Source organism: Phaeobacter sp. JH20_26 (assembly GCF_048056275.1).
In the GTDB taxonomy this organism is placed as follows: domain Bacteria; phylum Pseudomonadota; class Alphaproteobacteria; order Rhodobacterales; family Rhodobacteraceae; genus Phaeobacter; species Phaeobacter bryozoorum.
Genome location: NZ_JAYMWL010000019.1, coordinates 225,479 through 247,651, shown reverse-complemented (window position 1 = coordinate 247,651; position 22,173 = coordinate 225,479). Strand labels below are relative to the sequence as shown.

20 protein-coding genes and 1 pseudogene are annotated in these 22,173 nt (G+C 62.4%); 8 read left to right on the top strand and 13 right to left on the bottom strand.

Annotated features, from left to right (window positions below; translation table 11 throughout):
* Positions 1-29: 29 nt before the first annotated feature.
* The 4 genes from VWY60_RS16620 to VWY60_RS16605 all read right to left on the bottom strand — a co-directional run bounded on the left by VWY60_RS16620 (position 30) and on the right by VWY60_RS16605 (position 4,427).
* The gene (locus VWY60_RS16620) at positions 30-803 is read right to left on the bottom strand and encodes a glycerophosphodiester phosphodiesterase family protein (RefSeq protein ID WP_340546787.1); all 774 of its coding nucleotides are present in this window, start codon (positions 801-803) and stop codon (positions 30-32) included.
* Entirely contained in the window at positions 800-1,258 is a 459-nt protein-coding gene (locus VWY60_RS16615) for a RidA family protein (RefSeq protein WP_340546786.1), read from the bottom strand. The genes VWY60_RS16620 and VWY60_RS16615 overlap by 4 nt, the downstream gene beginning before the upstream one ends.
* Before the next feature lie 125 nt (positions 1,259-1,383).
* Positions 1,384-2,700 (bottom strand): HlyD family type I secretion periplasmic adaptor subunit, encoded by a 1,317-nt coding sequence (locus VWY60_RS16610; RefSeq protein WP_340546785.1) that lies wholly within the window; start codon positions 2,698-2,700, stop codon positions 1,384-1,386.
* Positions 2,697-4,427, bottom strand: a complete 1,731-nt coding sequence (locus VWY60_RS16605; protein ID WP_416535282.1) for a type I secretion system permease/ATPase — start codon at positions 4,425-4,427, stop codon at positions 2,697-2,699. The genes VWY60_RS16610 and VWY60_RS16605 overlap by 4 nt, the downstream gene beginning before the upstream one ends.
* Positions 4,428-4,611: 184 nt before the next feature.
* Here VWY60_RS16605 and VWY60_RS16600 point away from each other — a divergent pair, with 184 nt between their 5' ends.
* Both VWY60_RS16600 and VWY60_RS16595 read left to right on the top strand, forming a co-directional pair.
* Positions 4,612-5,391: a VacJ family lipoprotein gene (locus VWY60_RS16600; RefSeq protein ID WP_374015516.1), complete on the top strand. Its 780-nt coding sequence runs from the start codon at positions 4,612-4,614 to the stop codon at positions 5,389-5,391.
* Entirely contained in the window at positions 5,381-5,989 is a 609-nt protein-coding gene (locus tag VWY60_RS16595) for an MlaC/ttg2D family ABC transporter substrate-binding protein (protein WP_340546782.1), read from the top strand. Before VWY60_RS16600 ends, VWY60_RS16595 begins: the two co-directional genes overlap by 11 nt.
* Positions 5,990-6,261: 272 nt before the next feature.
* Here VWY60_RS16595 and VWY60_RS16590 read toward each other — a convergent pair whose 3' ends face one another.
* The gene (locus tag VWY60_RS16590) at positions 6,262-8,517 is read right to left on the bottom strand and encodes a transglycosylase domain-containing protein (protein WP_416535283.1); all 2,256 of its coding nucleotides are present in this window, start codon (positions 8,515-8,517) and stop codon (positions 6,262-6,264) included.
* Positions 8,518-8,787: 270 nt separating this feature from the next.
* On the opposite strand from VWY60_RS16590, the gene VWY60_RS16585 reads away from it, so the two are divergent.
* Both VWY60_RS16585 and VWY60_RS16580 read left to right on the top strand, forming a co-directional pair.
* Positions 8,788-9,126, top strand: coding sequence for a P-II family nitrogen regulator (locus VWY60_RS16585; protein WP_024095995.1), 339 nt, complete (start codon positions 8,788-8,790; stop codon positions 9,124-9,126).
* A 26-nt stretch (positions 9,127-9,152) separates the two neighbouring features.
* Positions 9,153-10,496: an ammonium transporter gene (locus VWY60_RS16580; protein ID WP_340546780.1), complete on the top strand. Its 1,344-nt coding sequence runs from the start codon at positions 9,153-9,155 to the stop codon at positions 10,494-10,496.
* A gap of 216 nt (positions 10,497-10,712) precedes the next feature.
* Here VWY60_RS16580 and VWY60_RS16575 read toward each other — a convergent pair whose 3' ends face one another.
* The 6 genes from VWY60_RS16575 to VWY60_RS16550 form a co-directional block, all read right to left on the bottom strand.
* Positions 10,713-11,897: an amino acid aminotransferase gene (locus VWY60_RS16575; RefSeq protein ID WP_340546779.1), complete on the bottom strand. Its 1,185-nt coding sequence runs from the start codon at positions 11,895-11,897 to the stop codon at positions 10,713-10,715.
* On the bottom strand, positions 11,897-12,748 hold the full coding sequence (gene sseA / locus VWY60_RS16570; RefSeq protein WP_340546778.1) for a 3-mercaptopyruvate sulfurtransferase: 852 nt from the start codon (positions 12,746-12,748) through the stop codon (positions 11,897-11,899). The genes VWY60_RS16575 and sseA overlap by 1 nt, the downstream gene beginning before the upstream one ends.
* Positions 12,749-12,888: 140 nt before the next feature.
* Positions 12,889-13,386 carry a hypothetical protein gene (locus tag VWY60_RS16565; protein WP_416537423.1) on the bottom strand — a complete coding sequence of 166 codons (498 nt, stop codon included), beginning with the start codon at positions 13,384-13,386 and terminating at the stop codon, positions 12,889-12,891.
* Positions 13,387-13,707: 321 nt separating this feature from the next.
* Positions 13,708-14,184: an SsrA-binding protein SmpB gene (smpB, locus tag VWY60_RS16560; protein ID WP_340546776.1), complete on the bottom strand. Its 477-nt coding sequence runs from the start codon at positions 14,182-14,184 to the stop codon at positions 13,708-13,710.
* Positions 14,185-14,265: 81 nt separating this feature from the next.
* Complete coding sequence (locus tag VWY60_RS16555; protein WP_416541191.1) at positions 14,266-15,129, bottom strand: DMT family transporter; 864 nt, start codon at positions 15,127-15,129, stop codon at positions 14,266-14,268.
* 180 nt (positions 15,130-15,309) lie between these two features.
* Positions 15,310-15,870, bottom strand: a complete 561-nt coding sequence (locus VWY60_RS16550) for a helix-turn-helix domain-containing protein (RefSeq protein ID WP_416535285.1) — start codon at positions 15,868-15,870, stop codon at positions 15,310-15,312.
* Between the two features lie 150 nt (positions 15,871-16,020).
* Between VWY60_RS16550 and VWY60_RS16545 the strand changes: the two are divergent.
* The 3 genes and pseudogenes from VWY60_RS16545 to VWY60_RS16535 form a co-directional block, all read left to right on the top strand.
* Positions 16,021-16,260, top strand: a pseudogene (locus tag VWY60_RS16545) (benzoate/H(+) symporter BenE family transporter); the annotation flags it as partial.
* 121 nt (positions 16,261-16,381) lie between these two features.
* A complete protein-coding gene (ilvD, locus tag VWY60_RS16540; protein WP_416541190.1) occupies positions 16,382-18,226 on the top strand; it encodes a dihydroxy-acid dehydratase in 1,845 nt (614 codons plus the stop codon).
* A 115-nt stretch (positions 18,227-18,341) separates the two neighbouring features.
* A complete protein-coding gene (locus tag VWY60_RS16535; protein WP_416541189.1) occupies positions 18,342-18,809 on the top strand; it encodes an NUDIX hydrolase in 468 nt (155 codons plus the stop codon).
* A 130-nt stretch (positions 18,810-18,939) separates the two neighbouring features.
* Here VWY60_RS16535 and VWY60_RS16530 read toward each other — a convergent pair whose 3' ends face one another.
* Positions 18,940-19,758, bottom strand: coding sequence for a sulfotransferase family protein (locus VWY60_RS16530; protein WP_416535289.1), 819 nt, complete (start codon positions 19,756-19,758; stop codon positions 18,940-18,942).
* Positions 19,759-19,899: 141 nt separating this feature from the next.
* Between VWY60_RS16530 and VWY60_RS16525 the strand changes: the two genes are divergently transcribed.
* Positions 19,900-21,477: a DUF5928 domain-containing protein gene (locus tag VWY60_RS16525; RefSeq protein WP_416541188.1), complete on the top strand. Its 1,578-nt coding sequence runs from the start codon at positions 19,900-19,902 to the stop codon at positions 21,475-21,477.
* 45 nt (positions 21,478-21,522) lie between these two features.
* On the opposite strand, the gene VWY60_RS16520 is transcribed toward VWY60_RS16525, so the two are convergent.
* On the bottom strand, positions 21,523-22,170 hold the full coding sequence (locus VWY60_RS16520; RefSeq protein ID WP_340546769.1) for a DUF1523 family protein: 648 nt from the start codon (positions 22,168-22,170) through the stop codon (positions 21,523-21,525).
* Positions 22,171-22,173 lie beyond the last annotated feature (3 nt).

The following is a 22,173-nucleotide window of genomic DNA, read 5'->3' as shown; positions in this document are numbered from 1 at the left end:
GACAGTATCTGTGTCCGTCGCGGACGGGTTCAACCCGGAATATCAGAAAGATAGCGCTCGAAGGTGACATTATGCGCAATTTTGCGTGCCTCGGTTTCCATCGCGGCAGAGGTCACCGTCCAGCACAGGATCGGCACACCCTGATCACGCAGCTGCGTGACGCGATCCCGGCCGAGGTCCTGCACCTCGTGACTGATGAAACTGGCTTCGACGCGGTCGAAATCGGGGATCGCGCGCAGGTGGTCGCAGGTCGGCGTGCTCAATTCGCGCCAGCTGACCGGATCATAGGCGCTGGTGGTCAGTCCGCGCGGCACCTCGGGCGCCAGCCGTGCCAGCTCTGCCACGGAATGCGGGTTGAAGGACATCAGGGCGACATCGCCCTTGTAGCCCTGCAACTGGCGCAGGGTGTCTGCCTCCAGCGCGCCGATGTTGGGGCCCATATCGCCGTCCTGATCCTTCAGCTCGATCAGCAGCGGCGCACGGCCTGCCACCAGATCAAGGATCTCGGCCAGATCGGGGATACATTCACCGTCGCCGCCCTTGAGCGGGATCGCGCGCAGCTGATCGCGGGTGTGATCCGCCACCAGACCGGTGCCTTCGGCCAGCCGGTCCAGGGCGTAATCGTGAAACACCATGGCGCAGCCGTCCGAGGACAGCTGCAAATCCATTTCGATACCATAGCCAGCCTCGATCGCGGCGCGCATGGCGGCGCGGCTGTTTTCCGGGCGGCCATCGCGCACATCATGCAGCGCGCGATGGGTTATGGGCTGGCGCAGGAGTGCGGCAGGCAGGTCAGCTCTCATGAGATCTGGAACACGCCGTCGATTTCCACAGCGACCCCCAGCGGCAGCGAAGGCGAACTGACGGCGGCACGGGCATGACGGCCGGCATCGCCCAGCACTTCGACCATCAGATCGGAAGCGCCGTTCACCACCTGCGGCTGGTCGGTGAAACTGTCGGTGGAATTCACAAAAGCGCCGAGTTTGACGACGCGCTTCAGGCGATTGAGATCGCCATCACAGGCGGCTTTCAGCTGCGCCAGCAGCGCGATGGCACATTGGCGGGCGGCTTTCTGACCTGCGGCCACATCCATGTCGGCGCCCAGTTTGCCGGTGATCAGCCCTTCGGGGCCGGCCGAGATCTGGCCGGAGATGTAGACCATATCGCCGACCACGACATAGGGGACGTAATTGGCAGCCGGGGCCGGTGCGCTCGGCAGCTGAATGCCCAGTTCTTTGAGTTTGGCTTCGATATCCATGGGTGCAGTCCTTTGCATCAGGTTTTGCGGAACGCTAACCGGGAAGCGGCAGGGCGGAAAGCAAAAAACCGCCCCGGGTGGGGCGGTTTTGCGACGTGTCCGCGGCTTCGCGCTGCTCGGCCCCGTCAGCTTTCCCTGAAGGCTTTGACGAAGTAGTCGGCAAGGGGTTTCACGAGATAGGCCAGCGGCGTGCGCTCGGCGGTGCGGATGTATCCTTCGACCGGCATACCGGGGATCAGCACCGTGCCCTCGGGCAGGGTTTCCAGCTGGCCGGGATCCAGTTCGATCTCGGTGCGGTAGTAGGAGAGCTTGCTCGCCTGATCCTCAAACGCATCGGCAGAGACCTGTTTCACCGTGCCGAAAAGTTCCGGCGTCAGGCGCTGATCCAGAGCCGGGAAGCGCAGGGTTACCGGCTGACCGACATAGATCTGATCGACATCGGTGGGGGCCACCTGCGCGGCAATCACCAGCGGCCTGTCCTGCGGCACCAGATAAAGCACCGGCTCCGCCGCCCGGATCACCGAGCGCGGCGTATGGACCTGCAGACCATAGACGATGCCGGAGACCGGTGCAGTGATATCGAGCCGCGCCAGACGTTCCTTCAGCGCGCGGCGGGTCTCGGCCAATTCCAGCTCCTGATAGCGCAGATCGCGCAGCCGGGTGATGGCCTGCTCGCGCTGCTGGGTGCCCAGTTTGAGGATTTCGATGTCGATTTCGGTGATGCGCCCCTCGGCCTGGGCCTCGGTGGCAATCAGCTCGCCCAGCGAACCTTGCAGGTCGGCCTCGGTCCGGCGCAGGTTCAGAACCGTGCCGGCCTGCGCCAGCCCGCGATCCAGCAGCGACTGCTGGTTTGCCAGCTCCTCCTCGATCAGCTCGAGCTGGGTGCGGCGCGAGGCCTGCTGCGCCAGAACGCCTTTGATCTGATCCTGTATCTGCGAGCGTCGTTTTTCCAGCTGGTCGATTTCGCGCGCCACCGAATCCTTGCGCGCCTGAAACAGGCGGAGCTGGCCCTGCATCAGGTCGGCCACCTCTGGCCGGGTTTCGGCCAGTTCGGAAAGCTCGGCGTCGAACTCAACCGTCTCGGCACTGTCCCGCTCGGCATCAAGGCGCGCGCGGCGTGCCATCAGTTCAAACAGCTGACCTTCGGTGATGACCAGTTGCGAGTACAGCTCCTTGGCATCCAGCCGCAGCAGCACCGCGCCCTCGGCCACGGTGTCGCCCTCTTCCACCAGAATGTCCTGCACGATGCCGCCGTCGAGGTGCTGCACAACCTGCCGGTTGCGGTCGACCTCAATCCGGCCCGAGGCCACGATGGCACCGGCGATGGAGGTGGCAACCGACCAGGTGCCAAAGCCCCCGAGCAGGATCACAACGCCGAACAGGCCGATCAGCAGCGGACGGCGGGCGGACCAGGATGTGGCCCCGGTATCGGTCTGGTTCATCGCACACCTCCTGGCGCTGCCTGTTGAATGCTCTGGTGGTTCGAAACCATTTCCCGCAGGACCTTGTCCTTGGGGCCAAAGGCGGTCTGGATCCCCTGATCAATGACCAGCAAAAGGTCACATTCCTGAATGGCCGCCGGGCGATGGGCCATGATCAGCACCGATCTGCCATCGGCCTTGAGCTGTTTGATCGCCCGGTTGAGCGCCACCGACCCGTCGTTGTCGAGGTTCGAATTCGGCTCATCCAGAATGACGATCACCGGATCGTCATAAAGCGCGCGCGCCAGGGCGACACGCTGCATCTGACCGCCGGAGAGCCGCCCGCCCCCAGCCGTGATCCGGGTGTCATAGCCATCGGGCAGATGGACGATCATATCATGGGCCGCAGCCTTTTTCGCGGCGGCGACGACTTTTTCGGAATCCGGGTTGGACGACAGCCGGGCGATGTTCTGGGCAATGGTGCCCTCGAACAGCTGCACGCGCTGCGGCAGGTAGCCGATGTTCTGGCCCAGCACCTCGGGGGCGTATTGCTCCAGCGAGGCGCCATCCAGCCGCACCGTGCCCGCCGCCGGGCGCCAGGCGCCGGTCAGTGCCCGCGCGAGGGTGGATTTGCCGGAGCCTGAGGGGCCGATCACGCCGATGGCCTGACCCGGCTGCACCCGGAAGCTGACATTGCGCAGCTGCGGGCGGCTGTCCCCCGGCGGCACCACCGCCAGCGCCTGTACTTCGAGATTGGCGGAGGGTTTGGGCAATTCGGTGCGCTGCGGCTCTTCCGGGACTTTCTCCAGCAGCTCGGCGAGATTGCGCCAGCCCTTCAGCGCGCGCTGCACCATCGCCCATTGACCAAGCGCCAGTTCGATAGGCGCCAGCGCCCGGCCCATCAGGATCGAGCCTGCAATCATCGCGCCGGCGGTCACCTCGTTCTGCAGCACCAGATACGCGCCCAGACCCAGCATCGCCGATTGCAGGAACAGGCGCAGGGTTTTGGTCAATGTGGTGAAGCCGCCGCCGACGTCGCTGGCGGCGACACTGTCCACCAGTGCGGCATCGCGGCCCGCTTTCCAGCGCTGAAACGCGGCGCGGCGCATACCCATCGACTGGATCATCTCCGCTTCGGTGCGGATTTCCTCGGACATCAGATTGGCCCGATGGCCGGAAATGCCTGCCTGCATCTGCGGGCGGCGCGACAGGAACTGGTTCAGCACCGCGATGGCGATGAGAACCGCACCACCGCCAAGCGCCAGCAGCCCGAGCCAGGGGTGGAACAAAGCGATGCCAAACAGGAAGATCGGCGTCCAGGGCAGATCGAATGCGGCACCGAGCACCGGGGAGGCGATCAGACGTTGCACCGATTCCAGATCGCTGAGACCGGTCTGCGCCACCGGATCCTGAGCCACCGCAGAACGGCGGATCATGGCATCGAACACGCGCTGATCCAGCCCGGCCTGAAACCGCGCCCCGGCCCGCGACAGAATGCGACCGCGCGCATAATCCAGAATACCCATGGTGCCGTAGAGAAACACGACCAGCAGTGACAGCGCGATCAGCGTCGCCACCGACCGGCTGCCCAGCACCCGGTCATAGACCTGCATCATGTATAGCGGTCCCGTCAGCATCAGCATATTCACGAAGAAGCTGAAGATACCGACCGACCAATAGAGACCACGACTGCGGCGACGATGCGCCCGCAGCTCATCGAAGCCGGATTTATTAGTAGTTTTCGTCATGAGAGGTCTGCAATTCCCTGTCAATATGCCCTATGTATCAGCCACGCGCGCAGAAAACCGGACCACATATGTTCCAAATCTGCCACAACTGTGTAAACAAGCCCAGTCTCTGACTAGGCAGAGCTGAGAAACACCCTAAGTGGGTCCAACGCGCCCACAGCAGACAGATTGGACACCGAAGCGAATGACCTTCCCGCTGCGACCTTTTTTGATTATGGCCCTGGTAACTGTTACGTCGACACTGGCAGGCTGCGCAACCCAAGATAGTGTCTCGCGCGCGTCGGGTGAGGTGTTCGATCCTTACGAGAACACCAACCGGTCCATTCACAATTTCAACCGTGGTGTTGACCGCTTTGCCTTTCGCCCCGCTGCCAAGGGTTATGTCGCGATTGTGCCGCCGGATATGGTGACCAGTTTCAACAACTTTGCCGAGAACCTGTCGATGCCGGGTCAGGCGGTGAATGCGCTGTTGCAGGGCAATTTCAAGGAATCGGGCATCGCTGTATCGCGCTTTGTGATCAATACGATCTTCGGCATCGGCGGCCTTGGCGATCCGGCCTCTGACTTCAACGTGCCGCGTGTGGACACCAATTTCGGCGAGACGCTGCATGTCTGGGGTGTTGGCGAAGGCGCCTATGTCGAGCTGCCGTTCTTTGGCCCCTCCACCGCCCGCGACGGGGCTGGCATCGTGGTGGATTTCTTCACCAATCCGATCAGCTACGCTCGGCATAATCCAGCCGACAACATCGGCATCTATGCCGAGGTGGTGCGTCGTCTGGGGGATCGTGGCACATATTCCGACACCATCGACTCGATTTTGTATGAGAGCGCCGACAGCTACGCGCAGGCGCGGCTGATCTACCTTCAGAACCGCCGCTTCGAGTTGGGCGGCGATCAAAGTGAATACGAAGGGGTCTATGGCGATCCCTATTCAGATCCGTATGAGGACATCTATGCCGAGTAATTTTCTGACCCGCCGCAGTTTCCTGGCCACTGGCGTTGCCTTTCTCGGGCTGGCCGCCCTGCCCGGTAAAGTGCTTGCCCTGAGTGAAGCCGCCGCGCGCAGCCTTGTCGGCAGCGTCGTTGGCGACATCAACAAGGTCATCGCCTCCGGCAAGTCCGAAGGTGCGATGATCCGTGATTTCGAGAAGATTTTCGTGCGCTATGCGGATGTGAACATCATGGCGCGCTATGCGCTGGGTGTGGATGCCCGCCGCGCCTCGGGCGCGCAGATGAACGCTTTTGCCGATGCATTCCAGGGCTATATCTCCCGCAAATACGGCAAGCGGTTCCGCGAGTTCATCGGCGGTTCGGTCGAGGTGCAATCCGCGCGCAAGATCAAGGCGGGTTATGAGATCAAATCGCTGGCCAAGCTGAAAGGTCAGGCGCCGTTTGAGGTGACCTTCCTCGTGTCCGATAAATCCGGTCGCGACAAATTCTACAACATGTTCATCGAAGGCGTGAACCTGCTGTTGACCGAACGCACCGAGATCGGGGCCATCCTTGACCGCAACAAGGGTGATATCAACAAGCTGATCGCCGAGCTGAAGCGGCTGAGCTGAGTTCAGCCACCGCAGCGTCAGACAGATCACGAAGAAGGGGCCCGGCGGCCCCTTTTTCTATTTCAGGATTGCCGTTTGTGCGCCGCGCCCGGTCAGCGCGCATAAGGTCGCGCGATGATCCCCAGCGCGGTGCGACACCACACGGGGCTACCGGCGGTCACCAAACGGAGTGACTGACCGCCGACGACCGCGCCGGAACGCTGCACGGTGACAGCGCAGAAACATGCGGGACATATGACCCATATTGGCCCGGCTTGGTCCGGCGTGATGCGCTATCGGTTGCCGAAGATGTCACGCAGCAGACCGTCCACCGCGCGCCCCAGTTCCTGCCCGACGTTGGGCCGCTGGCGACGCTGTGGCTGCGGTTGTGGCGGTGGTGCGATGGGCTGCGGTGCGATCATCGGCAGCGGTTTGGGTGTCAGACCGTCATGCACCCGCACCATGACCTCGCGCCAGATATCGGCGGGCAGACCGCCACCGGTCACGCCGGAGAGCGGCGTGTTGTCATCATAACCCATCCAGACGCCCGCGACATAATCGGCAGTGAAGCCCACAAACCAGGCATCACGGGCCGCCTGTGTCGTGCCGGTCTTGCCGGCCGCCTGCCAGCCGGGGATCTGCGCCCGCCGACCGCTGCCCTGCGACACCACCTGTTCCATCATCCAGATCAGTTCCCGCGCCGCCTTGGTCTGGATCACCCGCTCGCCCAGACCGCCGCTGGCGCCCATCAGAGGGGTGTTGTCGCCAATGATCGTCAGCTCCGTCACGCCATATGGGGTCACTGAGGAGCCACCATTGAGAATGCCCGCATAGGCTCCGGTCATATCAAGCAGCGTGCTTTCGGAGGCACCCAGCGCCAGCGCCGGGCCGGCGGCCAGCTCACTGTCCAGTCCGAAATCACCGGCCACGCGACGCACCAGATCGCGGCCCACCGCCTCGGACACTTTCACAGCCGGGACGTTCAGCGAATCCCGCAGGGCCTGCGCCAGGGTGACCTCGCCATAGAATTTCCGCGTATAGTTCTTTGGGCACCACTGGCCGGACCCCGGAACATCAAGGCAATATTGCGCGTCCAGCACCCGGTCGAGCGGCGAATACCCCAGCTCAAGCGCCGTGGCATAGACAAAGGGTTTGAAGGCCGAGCCGGTCTGACGCTTGGCCTGGGTCGCGCGGTTGAACACACCGGAGACACGGGATTTGCGCCCACCCACCATGGCCCGGACCGCGCCATCCGCGCTCATCACCACAATGGCGGCCTGCGCCTTGGAGCCTTCGCGGACCTTGGTGTCAAAGACATGGTTCAGCGCATCTTCGGCTGCGCGTTGCAGGCGCTGGTCGATGGTGGTGCGGATCACCACATCCTCGGTTGTCTCATTGCCAAAGAAATCCGGGATGGTGTCCATCACCCAATCGGCGAAATAGCCACCGGCGCGGGCGGCGGCGGCCTCGCTCAGGACCGCAGGGGTATTCTGCGCCGCGCGCATTTCAGCGGTGGTCAGATACCCCTGCTCCTGCATCAGGCGCAGCACGGTGGCGGCGCGATCCTGCGAGCGTTGCAGATTATTGGTCGGTGCCAGCGTTGAAGGGGCTGTCAGCAGACCCGCCAGCATCGCCGCCTCTGCGGCATCCACCTGATTGGCGGATTTGCCGAAATAGCGCTGCGCTGCAGCCTCGGCCCCATAGGCGCCGCCGCCCAGATAGGCGCGGTTCATATAGATCGAGAGGATTTCATCCTTGGTGTATTTGGCCTCCATCGCCATCGCGAAGATGGCTTCCTTGGCCTTGCGCCACAGCGACCCCTGGCGGCAGTCGCGTTCATAAGCGCGCTCGCTCTCCCATTCGGTCGGATCATAGACCACGCCGAGGCACAGCAGCTTGGCGGTCTGCTGCGTGATGGTGGAGCCGCCATGGCCGGACAGCGGGCCGCGCCCTTCGCTCAGGTTGATGCGGACAGCGCTGGCAACGCCGCGCGGCGATACACCGAAGTGGCGGTAGAACCGTTTATCCTCGGTCGCGACGATCGCGTTCTTCAGGTAGGGCGAGACGGTTTCGCTGGTGACCACGCCGCCGAATTGATCCCCCCGCCAGGCAAAGACCTCGCCGTTGCGATCGGTGAGCGTGACAGAGCCGCGCGCGCGCCCGTCCAACAGTTCAGCAACCTCGGGCAGTTTCATGTAGTGGTAGCCCACCGCCAGCGCCACCAGCGCGGTCGAGATCATGCCGATCCGCCAGGCAAATCCCCAGGCCAGCCGGAACGCCCAGCGAAACGGTGCCAGCAGCAGCGCGAGGATCTTGCCCAGCAGGGTCTTTGGTTTCTGCGGTTTGCGCGGGCCTCTGCCGCCGCCCCCGGTGCCACCCGTTTTGCGACCGCCGCCGAACAGGCCAAGCCAGCCCGATTTACGCGGCCTTGCGGTTGATTTCGGCCGTGGTTTGGCCTTGCGCGCGGGCGCTTTGCCCTGCGTGCCGCGCCCCGCTGTCGCGTAGCGCTTGTCTGCGACCAGAGGTCGGCGCCGCGGTCCTTGTGCCATCTTCCAGATCCTGCCCGGTTTGCCCGTTTTGCGGACCATACCGTGTCTGCGACGGTTTGTTGAGGGGCAGTTTCACGACATTTCCCCTCTGAAAGCCGGGTGTTTTTTAGGCGGACTGGCAAAAGATCGCCTATTTTTTAGCCGTCCCGCCGCAACCGCCCTCAAAACCCGGCCCCGAACGTTCCACCGACTCGGCTCTGCGGATTTGCTGCACCTGCAAACAGTTCAGGCGCTGTCACCACGCGCCGCCATCATCACAGGGGGTCGGGCATGAAAATGATCATAGCAACCATCAAGCCGTTCAAGCTGGAGGAGGTCCGCGAGGCGCTGACATCCATCGGCGTGTCCGGGCTGATGGTCACGGAAATCAAGGGGTTCGGCGCCCAGTCCGGCCATACGGAGATCTATCGTGGGGCGGAATATGAGGTGAATTTCGTGCCCAAGATGCGGCTGGATCTGGTGGTGCCCTCCGGGCTGGCCGATCAGGTCGTCGACACCATCACCCAGACCGCCCGCACCGGCAAGATCGGTGACGGCAAGATTTTTGTTCTCGACGTTGAGCAGGCGATCCGCGTGCGCACCGGCGAAACCAATCACGACGCGCTGTGAAAACGCGCAAAGGAAGGAAATCAGTTATGCGTAAATCAACCCTTTCCCTTGCAGCGGTGGCGACGCTGGCCCTGCCCGGCCTCGCCCTCGCCCAAGAGACCGCCGCTGCGGCCCCGGCGCCCGGAGCGGCGGCCACCGACACGGTGTTTATCCTCAACTCGCTGCTGTTTCTGGTCGGCGGCTTCCTCGTATTCTGGATGGCGGCCGGTTTTGCCATGCTGGAAGCGGGTCTGGTGCGGTCGAAAAACGTCACCATGCAGCTGACAAAAAACGTTGCGCTGTTCTCTCTGGCGGCCATCTTCTATTACCTGATCGGCTATAACCTGATGTATCCGCTGGGCACCTGGTCGATTGAGGGCGTCCTCTCCGGTGTCTGGGGTCCAGGCGTTCTGGAGGCGGTGGGCATCACCGCCGAGCAGGCGGATGATTACTCCTATGCCTCCACCGGATCGGATTTCTTCTTCCAGCTGATGTTCTGTGCAACCACGGCCTCCATTGTCTCCGGCACCCTCGCCGAGCGCGTGAAACTCTGGCCCTTCCTCGCCTTTACCATCGTGCTGACCGCAGTGATCTACCCGCTGCAGGCCAGCTGGAAATGGGGCGGCGGCTTCCTGGACGAGATGGGGTTCCTCGACTTTGCAGGCTCCACCGTGGTGCATTCCGTTGGGGGCTGGGCGGCTCTGACCGGCGCGCTGATCCTTGGCCCGCGCATTGGCAAGTACAAGAACGGCAAGACCGTCCCGATGCCCGGATCCAACCTGGCGCTGGCCACCCTTGGGACGTTCATCCTGTGGCTGGGCTGGTTCGGCTTTAACGGTGGCTCGCAGCTGGCGATGGGCACTGTCGGGGATGTCGCGGACGTGAGCCGGATCTTTGCCAATACCAACGCAGCCGCAGCTGGCGGCGCCGTGGCCGCGCTGATCCTGACGCAGCTGCTGTTCAAGAAGCCCGATCTTACCATGATCCTGAACGGCGCGCTGGCGGGTCTGGTGTCGATCACCGCAGAACCGCTGACGCCCGGTCTGGGCATGGCCACGCTGATCGGGGCTGCTGGCGGCATCATCGTGGTCTTTGTGGTGCCACTGCTGGACAAGCTGAAAATCGACGATGTGGTCGGCGCCATCCCGGTTCACCTGGTGGCCGGTATCTGGGGCACCATCGCGGTTGTGCTGACCAACCCCGAAGCCAGCCTGATCACACAGCTGACCGGGATCGTGGTTGTCGCGCTCTTCGTCATTATCTCTTCCGCCGTGGTCTGGCTGATCCTGCGGGCGGTGACCGGTATCCGGGTTGGCGAAGAGGACGAAGTCAACGGTCTGGACATGGCGGAACTGGGTATGGAAGCCTATCCCGAATTTTCCCCCAGCTGATCCGAACCCGGCTTGACACTGAACGCGGTTCCCGGTGCCTCCGGGGGCCGCGTTTTCATTTGGGTGCCCCCCGGGCCGCAGCCAAAAGTCTTTGAAGGCTTTTGCCCAGACGAATTGAGAAAGTCTGGTGAGCCGTCGCAAAACGCCCCGCCGAAGCGGGGCGTGATCATCGGTTCTGACAGCCTGAATCAGACAGGCGGGATCAGCCAGGCAGGATCAGACGCCAGCGTCGACAATCGCCCGGGCGAGGATCGGCACCGTCTGGGTGTTCAGACCTGCGATATTCATGCGGCTGTCGCCGACCATGTAGATGCCGCTGTCGGCGCGCATCTTCTCGACCATTTCAGGCGTGGTGCCGAGCAGTGAGAACATGCCGCGATGCTGGGCCAGGAAGGCAAAGCGGTCAGACCCGGTCAGGCGCTGCAGCTCATCCGCGAGCTGCTGGCGGAGTTTCAGCATGCCAAGGCGGGTCTCTTCCAGTTCCGCCGCCCAATCGGCGCGCAGCGCGTCGTCATTCAGGATCATGGTCACCAGACGCGCGCCATGATCCGGCGGGAAGGAATAGTTCTGCCGGTTCAGGAACGCCAGCGTGCCCTGGTTCAGCCCCTGTGCGCCTGCATCCTGCGATACTGCCATCAGCAGGCCGGTGCGTTCGCGGTAGATGCCGAAGTTCTTTGAACAGCTGGCCGCGATCAGACATTCCGGCGTGTTGGCCGCCACATAGCGCACGCCCTGGGCGTCCTCTTCCAGACCGTCGCCAAAGCCCTGATAGGCAATGTCGATCATCGGAATGAGACCGCGTTCGTTCAGCAGCGCCACCACTTCCTGCCACTGCACGATGTTGAGGTTGGCACCGGTCGGGTTGTGGCAGCAGCCATGCAGCAGCACCACGTCGCCTTTGTTGGCGGTTTTCAGATCTTCAATCATGCCATCGAAATCAACGCCGCAGGTCTCGCGGTCGAAATAGCGATAGGCGACGGTTTCGATGTGCAGATAGTTCAGGATCGAGATGTGGTTGGGCCAGGTCGGGTTCGACACGAACACCCGCGCGCCCGGGTTGGCCATCTTGATCAGCTCAAACGCCTGACGCACGGCACCGGTGCCACCGGGGGTGGCGGCTGCCGCGACATTGCCCCGCTCGACGCTATCCGCAAGGATCAGCTTGATCATCGCGTCGGAATAGGCCGGATCACCGGCCAGGCCGACGTAGGATTTGGAGGTCTGCTCTTCCCACAGTTTATGTTCTGCCGCCTTGATGGCGCGCATCACCGGGGTCACCCCTTCGGCGTTCTTGTAGACGCCGACGCCAAGGTCGATCTTGTCATCGCGCGGGTCGTCGCGATACGTCTGCATCAGCATCAGGATCTTGTCCGCCGGCTGGGGTTTCAGGGTTTCGAACATCAGGTCTCTCCGGTTGCAACGGGAAGGGTTGGGAAGGCGCCCCACTCAGTCCAGGAGCCGTCATAAAGCGAATGATCGGTCTTGCCGATCCGCTCCATGGCGAGGCTGAGGACTGCGGCGGTCACGCCTGACCCACAGGTGGTGATGGCAGGCTTGCTGAGATCGACACCAGCCCGTTCAAAGGCGGCACGCAGCGCGTCCGGCGCTTTCATCGTCTGGTCAGCGTTCAGCAGTTCGGTATAGGGCAGGTTCTTGGAGCCGGGGATATGACCCGACCGCAGACCTTCGCGGGGTTCGGCAACCGTGCCCTGAAACCGCGCGGCCGCACGGGCGTCGATGATCTCGTGATCGCCAAGCTTGGCGGCGGAGGACACTTGCGTCACATCACGCAGCAGATGGTTCTGCACCCGCACGGTCATATGGCGGTCGCGGATGACCGGCGGCAGATCTTCGACCGGGTTGCCCTCGGCCTGCCATTTCGGCAGACCACCGTCCAGCACCGCAACATTGGTCTGCCCCATCAGGCGGAACAGCCACCACACCCGCGCCGCCGACCGCAGGCCAGTGCCGTCATAGACCACAACCTGATGGCCGTCTCCGACCCCCATCGCGCGCAGGCGGGACATGAATTTCTCCACCGGGGGAACCATATGCGGCAGCTCGGAGCGATTGTCGGCGATATCGTCGATATCAAAGAAGCGCGCGCCGGGAATATGAGCTGCGTCATACTCCGCCTTGGCGTCTCGCCCTTCGTGCGGCATGTACCATGAGGCATCAAGGAGCCGCAGATCAGGGTCCTTCAGATGCGCAGCAAGCCAGTCTGTCGACACAAGCGTTTTAGGATCATCCAACGTTACCGCCTCCCCTCATATGTGCTGAGGCATCCGTACAACCGCGCGGACAGAGTCGCAAGGGAGGCCAGGCCTGCAGCGCAACAATCTGTCCCACCGGGCCGGATCGGAGGCGCTGCGCCGGGCATCTGCACTCCCTGTCAGCGGACAATCCGCAGCCGAGGGCGCGCGGATTCGGTGGCAGGTTGTGACCGAGGGGCCGGATCCGTCTTGCCCGCCGGGAAGCGATGGGCAAAGGACAGCGCCGCGCGGATCACATGCGGGTCCATCCAGCCGCCGGTCAGATCGGCTACGGCGTCGCGGGCCGCTGGGGTGTTGTCGCGGCGCATGTGATGCAGCATCCGCAGACAGGCCGCTTCATCTGCGGTGACACTGGCTCGGGTCGAGAGGGTCAGCGCGTCATGCCCCTGATAAAGCTCGCCGCGCAGGTCATGCAGGCAGCGCACCACCTTGAACAGCGCATGCGCGACCCCCAGGCCGAAACTCTCACCCCAGCGCTCAGCCGCGCTGCAGCAGGCGTGCTGCCAGGCCTGGCTCTGCGGCTCTCGCAGGCAGGTGGTGAAATGGCGCAGCTGTGGCAGCAGCGCGACCTCAAACGGATCAAGCCCCAGTTCCGCTAGCGCGGTTTCTGCGGGCATAGTAGGCATGTCAGCGGCGGGCGCAGGGGTCAGAGGTCGCGAATCAGAAAGGGCCTCAGGCATCGGCATCATCCTTGTCACAGGGAGGAAAACAGAAGATGCCGGGCCTGACCGAGGGATGTGTCTGCTGGGTTGGGCTTATCTGACTTATTTAGTCAGTTATTGCAATGGCCACGCGTTACCCCGTGCCACTGCCGGGCAGGATAGGGTGGCCGGGAAGCGACGGTCGTAGGTCCGGCGCAGGTCCGGCGCAGGTCCGGCGCAGGTCCGGCGGCAGATCCAGACGTGGCCCTGTCCCACCGCAGCTACAATGCGTCGCACTCAGCTGTGGTCTTTCAGCAGGCGTTGCTTCTGGCGCGACCAATCGCGTTTGGCCTCGGTCTCGCGCTTGTCGTGGTTCTTCTTGCCCTTGGCGATGCCGATCTTCACCTTGGCCAGACCGCGATGGTTGAAATACATCACCAGCGGCACCAGGGTCATCCCCTTGCGCTGGGTTGCATTCCAAAGGTTCGACAACTCCTTGCGCGACACCAGCAGCTTGCGGCGACGACGCTCCTCATGCTTGAACATCTTCGCCTGCTCGTAAGGCGCGATATAGGAGTTCACCAACCAGAGTTCGCCATCATCCACCGTCGCGTAGCTCTCGGCGATATTGGTACCGCCGGCGCGCAGGGATTTGACCTCGGATCCTTCCAGCAGGATCCCGCATTCCAGATCGTCCTCGATCGCATAGTCAAACCGCGCGCGGCGGTTCTCTGCGATCACTTTGTAATTCGGGTCTGATTTTTGCTTGGCCATGGGCGCAGATGTAAGCTGCCGGGGGGAGAGGTGCAAGATGGTGATGCAGCGGAGGACTGGCCCCCGCCCCACCGACCGGATTCAGGTAGGCTGACGGCGACGGCTGCGCATCAGGGTAAAGCCGCCACTGATCACGATGACCGCGCTGCCCATCAGGGTCCAGAGGTCGGGGCGCTCGTGGAAGACCACCACCCCAAGCACCATGGCAAACACCAGCCGGGTGTAGCGGAAGGGAGCGATGACCGAAATCTCGCCGCTCCGCATGGCGCCGGTCAGGGCGTGATAGGCCACCACCCCTACCACCGTTGCAGCCACCAGACCGGCCCCGGTGGCGAGATCCGGCATCACCATCGGCGCGCCAAAGGGCTGCGCCATGACCCCCGCAACGATCAGCATGGCAAATCCGGCCAGCCCGAGATGCGCGTTCGACAGCCCGGCCGGAGCCGCGCGGGTGGCCAGATCGCGGCCTGCAAAGCCAAGCGTTCCCGCCACCGCAAAGAGCGAGGCCAGCTCAAACCCGCTGGCGCCCGGGCGCAGGATCATCAAGACGCCGACAAAACCCGCCGCAATCGCCAGCCAGCGGCGCAGGCCCACATGCTCGTTAAAGAAGACCACCGCGCCGGCAGCAACCACCAGCGGCGTCGCCTGCAGGATTGCGGAGGCCGAAGAAAGCGGCGTCAGCGCAATTGCCAGCGTGTAGCACAGTCGCCCTGCAACCTCGGCGACAGAGCGCAGCACAAGCGCGCGCGTGCAGAACACCGGGGTCCACAGGCGGTGCCCCTGTGCACGCGCCATGATGGCAAAGATCACCATGCCCCCGGCCCCGAACAGGATCAGGATCTGCCCGACCGGCAGGCTTCGGGCCGCGGATTTGATGAACATATCCTCCAGCGCAAAGGCGGCCATAGCGAGCACCATCAGGAGACTGCCGCGCAGAGTGTCCATGGATCAGATCGCTTTCGTAATAAGGCCGGTGGAAAACTCTCCGGCAATAGGTCAATGGAAACAGGGGCAAGACGCGCGCACCCCGGAGGGTCTGGCGCCTCGTCATCAATGCCACCAGCATTAGGCATCCTCTGCCCCGGCGACAAGCCGCGCCGCTGCGGCCAATTGATCCGGCTGCCGCTAGCCGCGAGAGGCCACGCGGCGGTAGTGGTGCATGTTCAAGAACGCAGCACCGCTGTCGCCACAGCGATAGCCATGTGGCTGATCCGCCGCAAAGCGCAGCCCCTGCCCGGTATCCAGCGCCACCCAATCGTCGCCCCGCAACACCTCCATCGCGCCCTCCAGCACGAAGACCTCTTCAGTCACGCCGCTGTCATGGGGCTGGGACAGGTGGCATTGGCCGGGACGCAGGCTCACGTGAAAGGTCTCGGCCGCAAGCGCAGGATCAAAGGGAAACACCATCTTCACCGCGATCGAACCGGGAAACTGGACCGAGCGGAACACCCGCTCGCCGCTGGCGGCCAGATCAGGGGCTGCCGCCTCGCCGATCAGCGCGCTGAGCGGCAGATGAAACCCCTTGGCAATTTTCCACAGGGTGGCAATCGTCGGGCTTGATTCGCCGCGCTCGATCTGGCCCAGCATCGCCTTGCTGACGCCGGTGACCTCGGCAGCCCGTGACAGGCTTAGCCCTGCGCCCTGGCGAATGTCCCGCAAATTCAGAGTGATGCTATCTTCGCTCATGCCTGCTGCCCGTTTCTGGTCCGCCTGATGCGGATTGGTTCATGCCGCGCTTCAAAAACCTCTTGTGCGTTATAACGCACAAACGCTACTGTGCGCTATAACGCACAGACCTGCGATCTCTAGCGGATCCGCCAGCTCAGGAAAACCCGGATGCTCAGCCCCTTGAAACTGTCGCATATTGTTGCCGGCGCTGTTGCCGTGCTGCTGGGCTACACCGGATCTGTCGTGATCATCGCTCAGGCCAGCGGCGCCCCCGGCGCCAATCTGGCGCAGGCCGACAGCTGGATTCTGGTCTTGGTTATGGGCATGGGTGTGGGCATGGGGCTCAACAGCCTCGGCCTGTCGCTGATGTCCCGGATGCCGATCCTGACCGCCCGGTTCGCCACTCCGCCCCGCCAAAGCCTGCGAAAACCGGCAGAAACCACCAGATAATTACCGAAGACCGCCCCGACATGTTGCCTTTGTTGCGCAAATCGTGTCCCTGAGGGGCAAAGACAAGGGAACCAGCCAGATGCCAATGTACCGATCCAGAACTTCCACCCATGGCCGCAATATGGCGGGCGCACGCGGATTGTGGCGCGCCACAGGGATGAAGGACGATGATTTCGGCAAGCCGATCATCGCCATCGTCAACTCCTTTACCCAGTTCGTACCCGGCCACGTCCACCTCAAGGATCTGGGCCAGATGGTCGCCCGCGAGGTCGAGGCGGCCGGCGGCGTCGCCAAGGAGTTCAACACCATCGCGGTGGATGACGGTATCGCCATGGGCCATGACGGGATGCTCTACTCGCTGCCCTCGCGCGAGGTGATCGCGGATTCCGTCGAATATATGGTCAACGCCCATTGTGCCGATGCCATGGTCTGCATCTCCAACTGCGACAAGATCACTCCCGGCATGCTGATGGCAGCGATGCGGCTGAATATCCCGGCGATCTTCGTTTCCGGTGGACCGATGGAAGCGGGCAAGATCGACATTGCCGATCTCGACGCCAAGAAGATCGACCTCGTCGATGCGATGGTTGCGGCGGCCAACGAGAACCTCACCGATGAGCAGGTGCAGCATATCGAGGAAAACGCCTGCCCCACCTGCGGCTCCTGCTCCGGCATGTTCACCGCCAACTCGATGAACTGTCTGGCCGAGGCGCTGGGTCTGGCGCTGCCGGGCAATGGCTCGACACTGGCCACCCACGCCGACCGCAAACACCTGTTCCTTGAGGCGGGCCGCAAGATCGTCGACATCACCAAGCGCCACTACGTGGGCGAGGAGAAAGGCCTGCTGCCGCGCGAAATCGCCACCTTTGATGCGTTTGAAAACGCCATGAGCCTCGATATCGCCATGGGCGGGTCGACCAATACGGTGCTGCACCTCCTGGCCATCGCCAATGAAGGCAGGGTCGATTTCACCATGACCGATATGGACCGCCTGTCGCGCAAGGTGCCGTGCCTGTGCAAGGTCGCACCGAACACCGAAAACGTTCATATGGAAGACGTCCACCGCGCCGGTGGCATCTTCTCCATCCTGGGTGAACTCAGCCGCGCGGGACTGTTGCATGACCATTGCGCCACCGTCCACTCCAGCTCCATGGGCGAGGCAATCGCCAAATGGGACATCAAGGTTGCCAACAACCCCGAGGCCGAAGAGCTGTTCAAGGCCGCCCCCGGCGGCGTGCGCACCACCGAAGCGTTTTCGCAGTCCAACCGCTACAAGGAGCTGGACACCGACCGTGCAGGCGGGGTGATCCGCTCCAAGGAACATGCCTTCAGCCAGGACGGCGGTCTGGCGGTGCTGTTTGGCAATATCGCCCGCGACGGCTGCATCGTGAAAACCGCAGGGGTGGATGAAAACATCCTGAAATTCACCGGTTCGGCCTATGTCTGCGAAAGTCAGGATCAGGCGGTGAACGACATCCTGACCGGCAAGGTCAAGGAGGGTGACGTGGTGGTGATCCGCTATGAGGGCCCGCGCGGCGGTCCGGGGATGCAGGAAATGCTCTACCCGACCTCCTATCTGAAATCAAAAGGGCTGGGCAAAGCCTGCGCGCTTCTGACCGACGGGCGTTTTTCCGGCGGCACCTCCGGGCTGTCAATCGGCCATGTCTCGCCTGAGGCAGCTGAAGGCGGCACCATCGGCCTGGTGCACCAGGGCGACACCATCGAGATCGACATCCCCAACCGCACCATCCACCTGGCGGTCTCCGACGAGGAGCTGGCGACACGGCGCGCCGCCCAGGACGCAGCAGGCTGGAAACCGGTGAAGCCGCGCAAGCGCAAGGTCTCCACCGCGCTCAAGGCCTATGCCCTGCTGGCCACCTCCGCCGCAAAAGGCGCCGTGCGCGCCCTGCCCGACGACGAATAATCAGCGCTGTCAGTGAGTCCGCTTTTGAAGACCCCGGCATCTTGGATGTCGGGGCTTTTTCTTTCATAGAGATCCAGCCCTACTCGACCCACCTCGGCACCGCAGGAGATCCGACATGACCATTTGGCGCCCGGCCCAGTCCATTCGCGTGAAAACCATTGGTCTGCCCTGGCGCGATGGCCGTTTCCTCGCGGCGGAGGTGCCCGATGACAGCGGCCGGACCAAAGGCGTCCGCCCCTTGGGTGGCACCGTTGAATTTGGCGAAACCTGGCAACAGGCGCTGCGACGGGAGTTTCAGGAAGAGCTCGCTGTGGAAATCACCATCATCGGCGCGCCGGTGGTGCTGGAAAACATCTATCGGCACGAAGGCCAGACCGGCCATGAAATCATCTTCGCCGCGCAGGTCACCTGGCCAGAGACCCCGCATCTGGCAGGCGATACGATTGAGTTCTACGAAGACAACGGCCTGAAATCTATTGCCAGATGGGTGCATCCTGATGTGCTGGAGACTGGCGGGATTGAGTTGTTTCCAACCGGACTGCAAGCCCAGCTGCAAGATCTGGGATCCCCGACCCGCCCATAAGGCACAAAACCCCTCACCTTTCCCGAAATACTCCCGCCGGAGGCGCGCCGCGCCAGCGGCGCCACGCCCAACCGGGACAAGATCATGTCAATGATTGCAGCTCGGGCGGGAGCTGATGGTCGGGTGTGACCTATTCGCCCAGTTTGGCATGCACCTCATCGAGGTCGATCTCGCCGATGGGCATCTTGTTGGCGGGGTTTTCAAAATCGTATTTGAACACCTCGAAATCGCGCTTGTAGATCTCATAGACCAGATGCATCGACAGATCGTCAAAGTACTCCTCGACCGGATGAGCCCGCTTGGGACCGTGACCTTCGCTTTCGTTGAAGCGCGGGATCTGCGCCAGATCGACCTGATGCGGCGTCTCGATGGCGTCCAGTACATCCTGCATGCCCTCGTTGAAGGCTTCGGTCCAGATCACCTTATCGTAGCGCCCGCCGTTGCAGATGAAGGTGGAAACATGGCCCGAGGTTGCCGACCAGTGGATATCGGGATCCATCGGGCGGCGAAACTTCACCGTGTCGCGGACAAACAGCAGGAAACGGCGAAAGCTCTTGATCTGGTCAAAGGGCTGCTTGCCATCGTCACCGCCCACTTCGATCCCGTAGTCATAGGTGAGCCGCGGCACCAGATTGCCCCGGTAGCGTTTGCCATTGCGCTGGATGCCGCAAATCTTGTCGAAGAAGGAACTCAGCACGCGCGTGTAAGGGTTGCGCACGCAGGTGAACGCATAGGATTTCTGCGACTGCACATTGCCGGTAATCAGCGGCTGGCTGTCCGGCAGAGCCCATTTATGCAGCCCGCTGGTGGCATCATGGATATCGCCATCGAAGAACCGGCCATGATCTGAGTAATACATGATCTGACCAATGGTCGAGCAGGCACATTTGGGCACCACGCGGTAGACCACGCTTTCGCTCTCTGTCATCCAAGTGCCCGGAAATCCCATTCTTGCTCTCCCAGTCCGATGCGCTGCAATAGGCGCCATCTGCCAGCCTAGTCGTTAAAAGCTAAATAATGCGGTTTATTCAGTGAGAATTCGTCAGTATCAAGGAAACAATCAATCAAAATAAGACCCCGGGGCGTCGTCATGGCAAAAATCGCATATGTTCTGCTGTGCCATAAGGACCCAGAGGCGATTATCCAGCAGGCAGAGCAACTGACTGCCGCCGGGGATTACATGGCGATCCACTTCGATGGCCGGTCTCCTGCGCGTGATTTCCAGCAAATCCGAGCCGCGCTGAAGGACAACCCGAATGTCTGCTTTGCCCGCAAGCGGGTCAAATGCGGCTGGGGCGAATGGTCTCTGGTTCAGGCGACGCTCCACGCGCTTGAAAGCGCCGTCGCCACCTTCCCTCGGGCGACGCATTTCTACATGGTGTCCGGCGACTGCATGGCGATCAAGACGGCCGAATACGCGCGCCAGCTGCTGGACGCGCAGGATTGCGATTACATCGAGAGCTTCGATTTTTTTGAAAGCGACTGGATCAAGACCGGCATGAAGGAAGACCGGCTGATCTATCGCCATATCTTCAACGAACGCAGGAACAAACGCCTCTTTGATCTGAGCCACATGGTGCAGAAACGGCTGGGCCTGACGCGCGTCCTGCCCGAGGATATGCAGATCCAGATCGGCAGCCAGTGGTGGTGCCTGCGCCGCCGCACCGTGGAATGGATCCTGGCGTTCCTGAAGGACCGCCGCGATGTGCTGCGGTTCTTTCGCACCACCTGGATCCCGGATGAGACCTTCTTTCAGACCCTGGTGCGCCATCTGGTTCCCGCCAGGGAGATCGAGAGCCGCACGCTGACATTGCTGATGTTCTCTGACTACGGAATGCCGGTACAGTTCTACAACGACCATTACGACATGCTGATGGGGCAGGATTTTCTCTTTGCCCGCAAGATCAGCCCCGAGGCACAGGAGCTGAAATCCCGGCTCGGCGCGCTTTATGCCGCACAGGGGGTTGAGTTTCAGATCTCCAACGAGGGTCGTAACCTCTATGAGTTTCTGACCAAACGCGGACGCAACGGGCTGCGCTTTGCCCCCCGTTTCTGGGAAACCGAAAGCACGCTCGGGCGCAACCGCGAATTGCTGATCATCACCTGCAAGAAATGGCATGTGGCCAAACGCCTGATCGAGCGGCTGCGTGAGGTCAGCAACATCCCGGCGCTCGCCTATCTGTTTGACGAAGAAGGCACCGAGATGCCCGACCTCGGCGGTATCGAGGCGACATTATGGAAACGCACCCGCCACCGCCGCGCGCTGGTTCGGATGCTGTTTGACTATTATGAGACCGACCGGCTGGTGATCTGCCTTGACCCTTCGGCGTTGGAGCTGATGCAGGATTTCTGCGCGGACCGGGCGGTGACACGTCTGCTACAGATCGAATGCTACCTGAGCGACGATTATCTCACCGGTCATGCCGAACGCATTGGTCTGGCCGGTCAACAAACCTCAGCCGCCGCACTGGAGCGGCTGTTGCCGACGATCCGCAACGATATCCAGCATGAATCCGACCGCATCCGCGATGTGGGATTTGATCACCTCAGCCTGATCCGCGAAAGCGACAGTGACGAGCAGATCGCCGAACAGCTGATGCCGTTTCTGGCGCTGGACCATGACGCCGCATTGAGCCTTGCCCGGACCGAGCATCTGTTCTCTGACTAGGGGGCCATCTGGGGCTGCGCAGTCGGCAGCCCCGCTTGTCCTGCGCTATTTCTGCTTCCAGCTGTCCAGCCAGCGGCGCAACCGGCCACGGCGTTCCGACAGCGCATCGCCGGCAGCATAAAGGCTGTCTTCGACATTCTCGACCATCGGGTCGATGCGCGCCCGGCGGAAACGGCGCCAGCGCACATATATCGCCCAGACCACCGCTGCCAGCAGCGTGAGGAAGATGATGTTGAACCAGTTCACCTGGGTATGATCCGGGCCGTCAACCGGTTTGACCGCAACCGCGTTGGGAAAGATCGACAGGAATTCATTGCGCCAGCCATAGTGGCGGACCAGCACCCACTGCGGGTCTGATTTGGTGGACGCGAGATCGGTCAGCTCGGCCTGAAGATTGGAGCTGTCCAGCTTGAAATACGGCGGCCAGCCCCAGCCGGTGTCCTCGTTGCGATAGACGATCGGGCGACCATTGGGAAAGAAAGCCTCGACAAAGCGCACGTCGCGGTTGACGCTGGTCGCGCTTTCCTGTGCGGTATCCTGCTGCGCCCAGAAGATCGAGTTTTCACCAAAATCGACCCGGCGCACCTCGGTCTTGACCACGCGCACCACGTCGTTCTGCGGCAGCGTGTAATGCAGAAAGGCCCCCGCCAGCAGCCAGAAGGTGAGAATGAACACCCATTTTACGTAACGCATCAG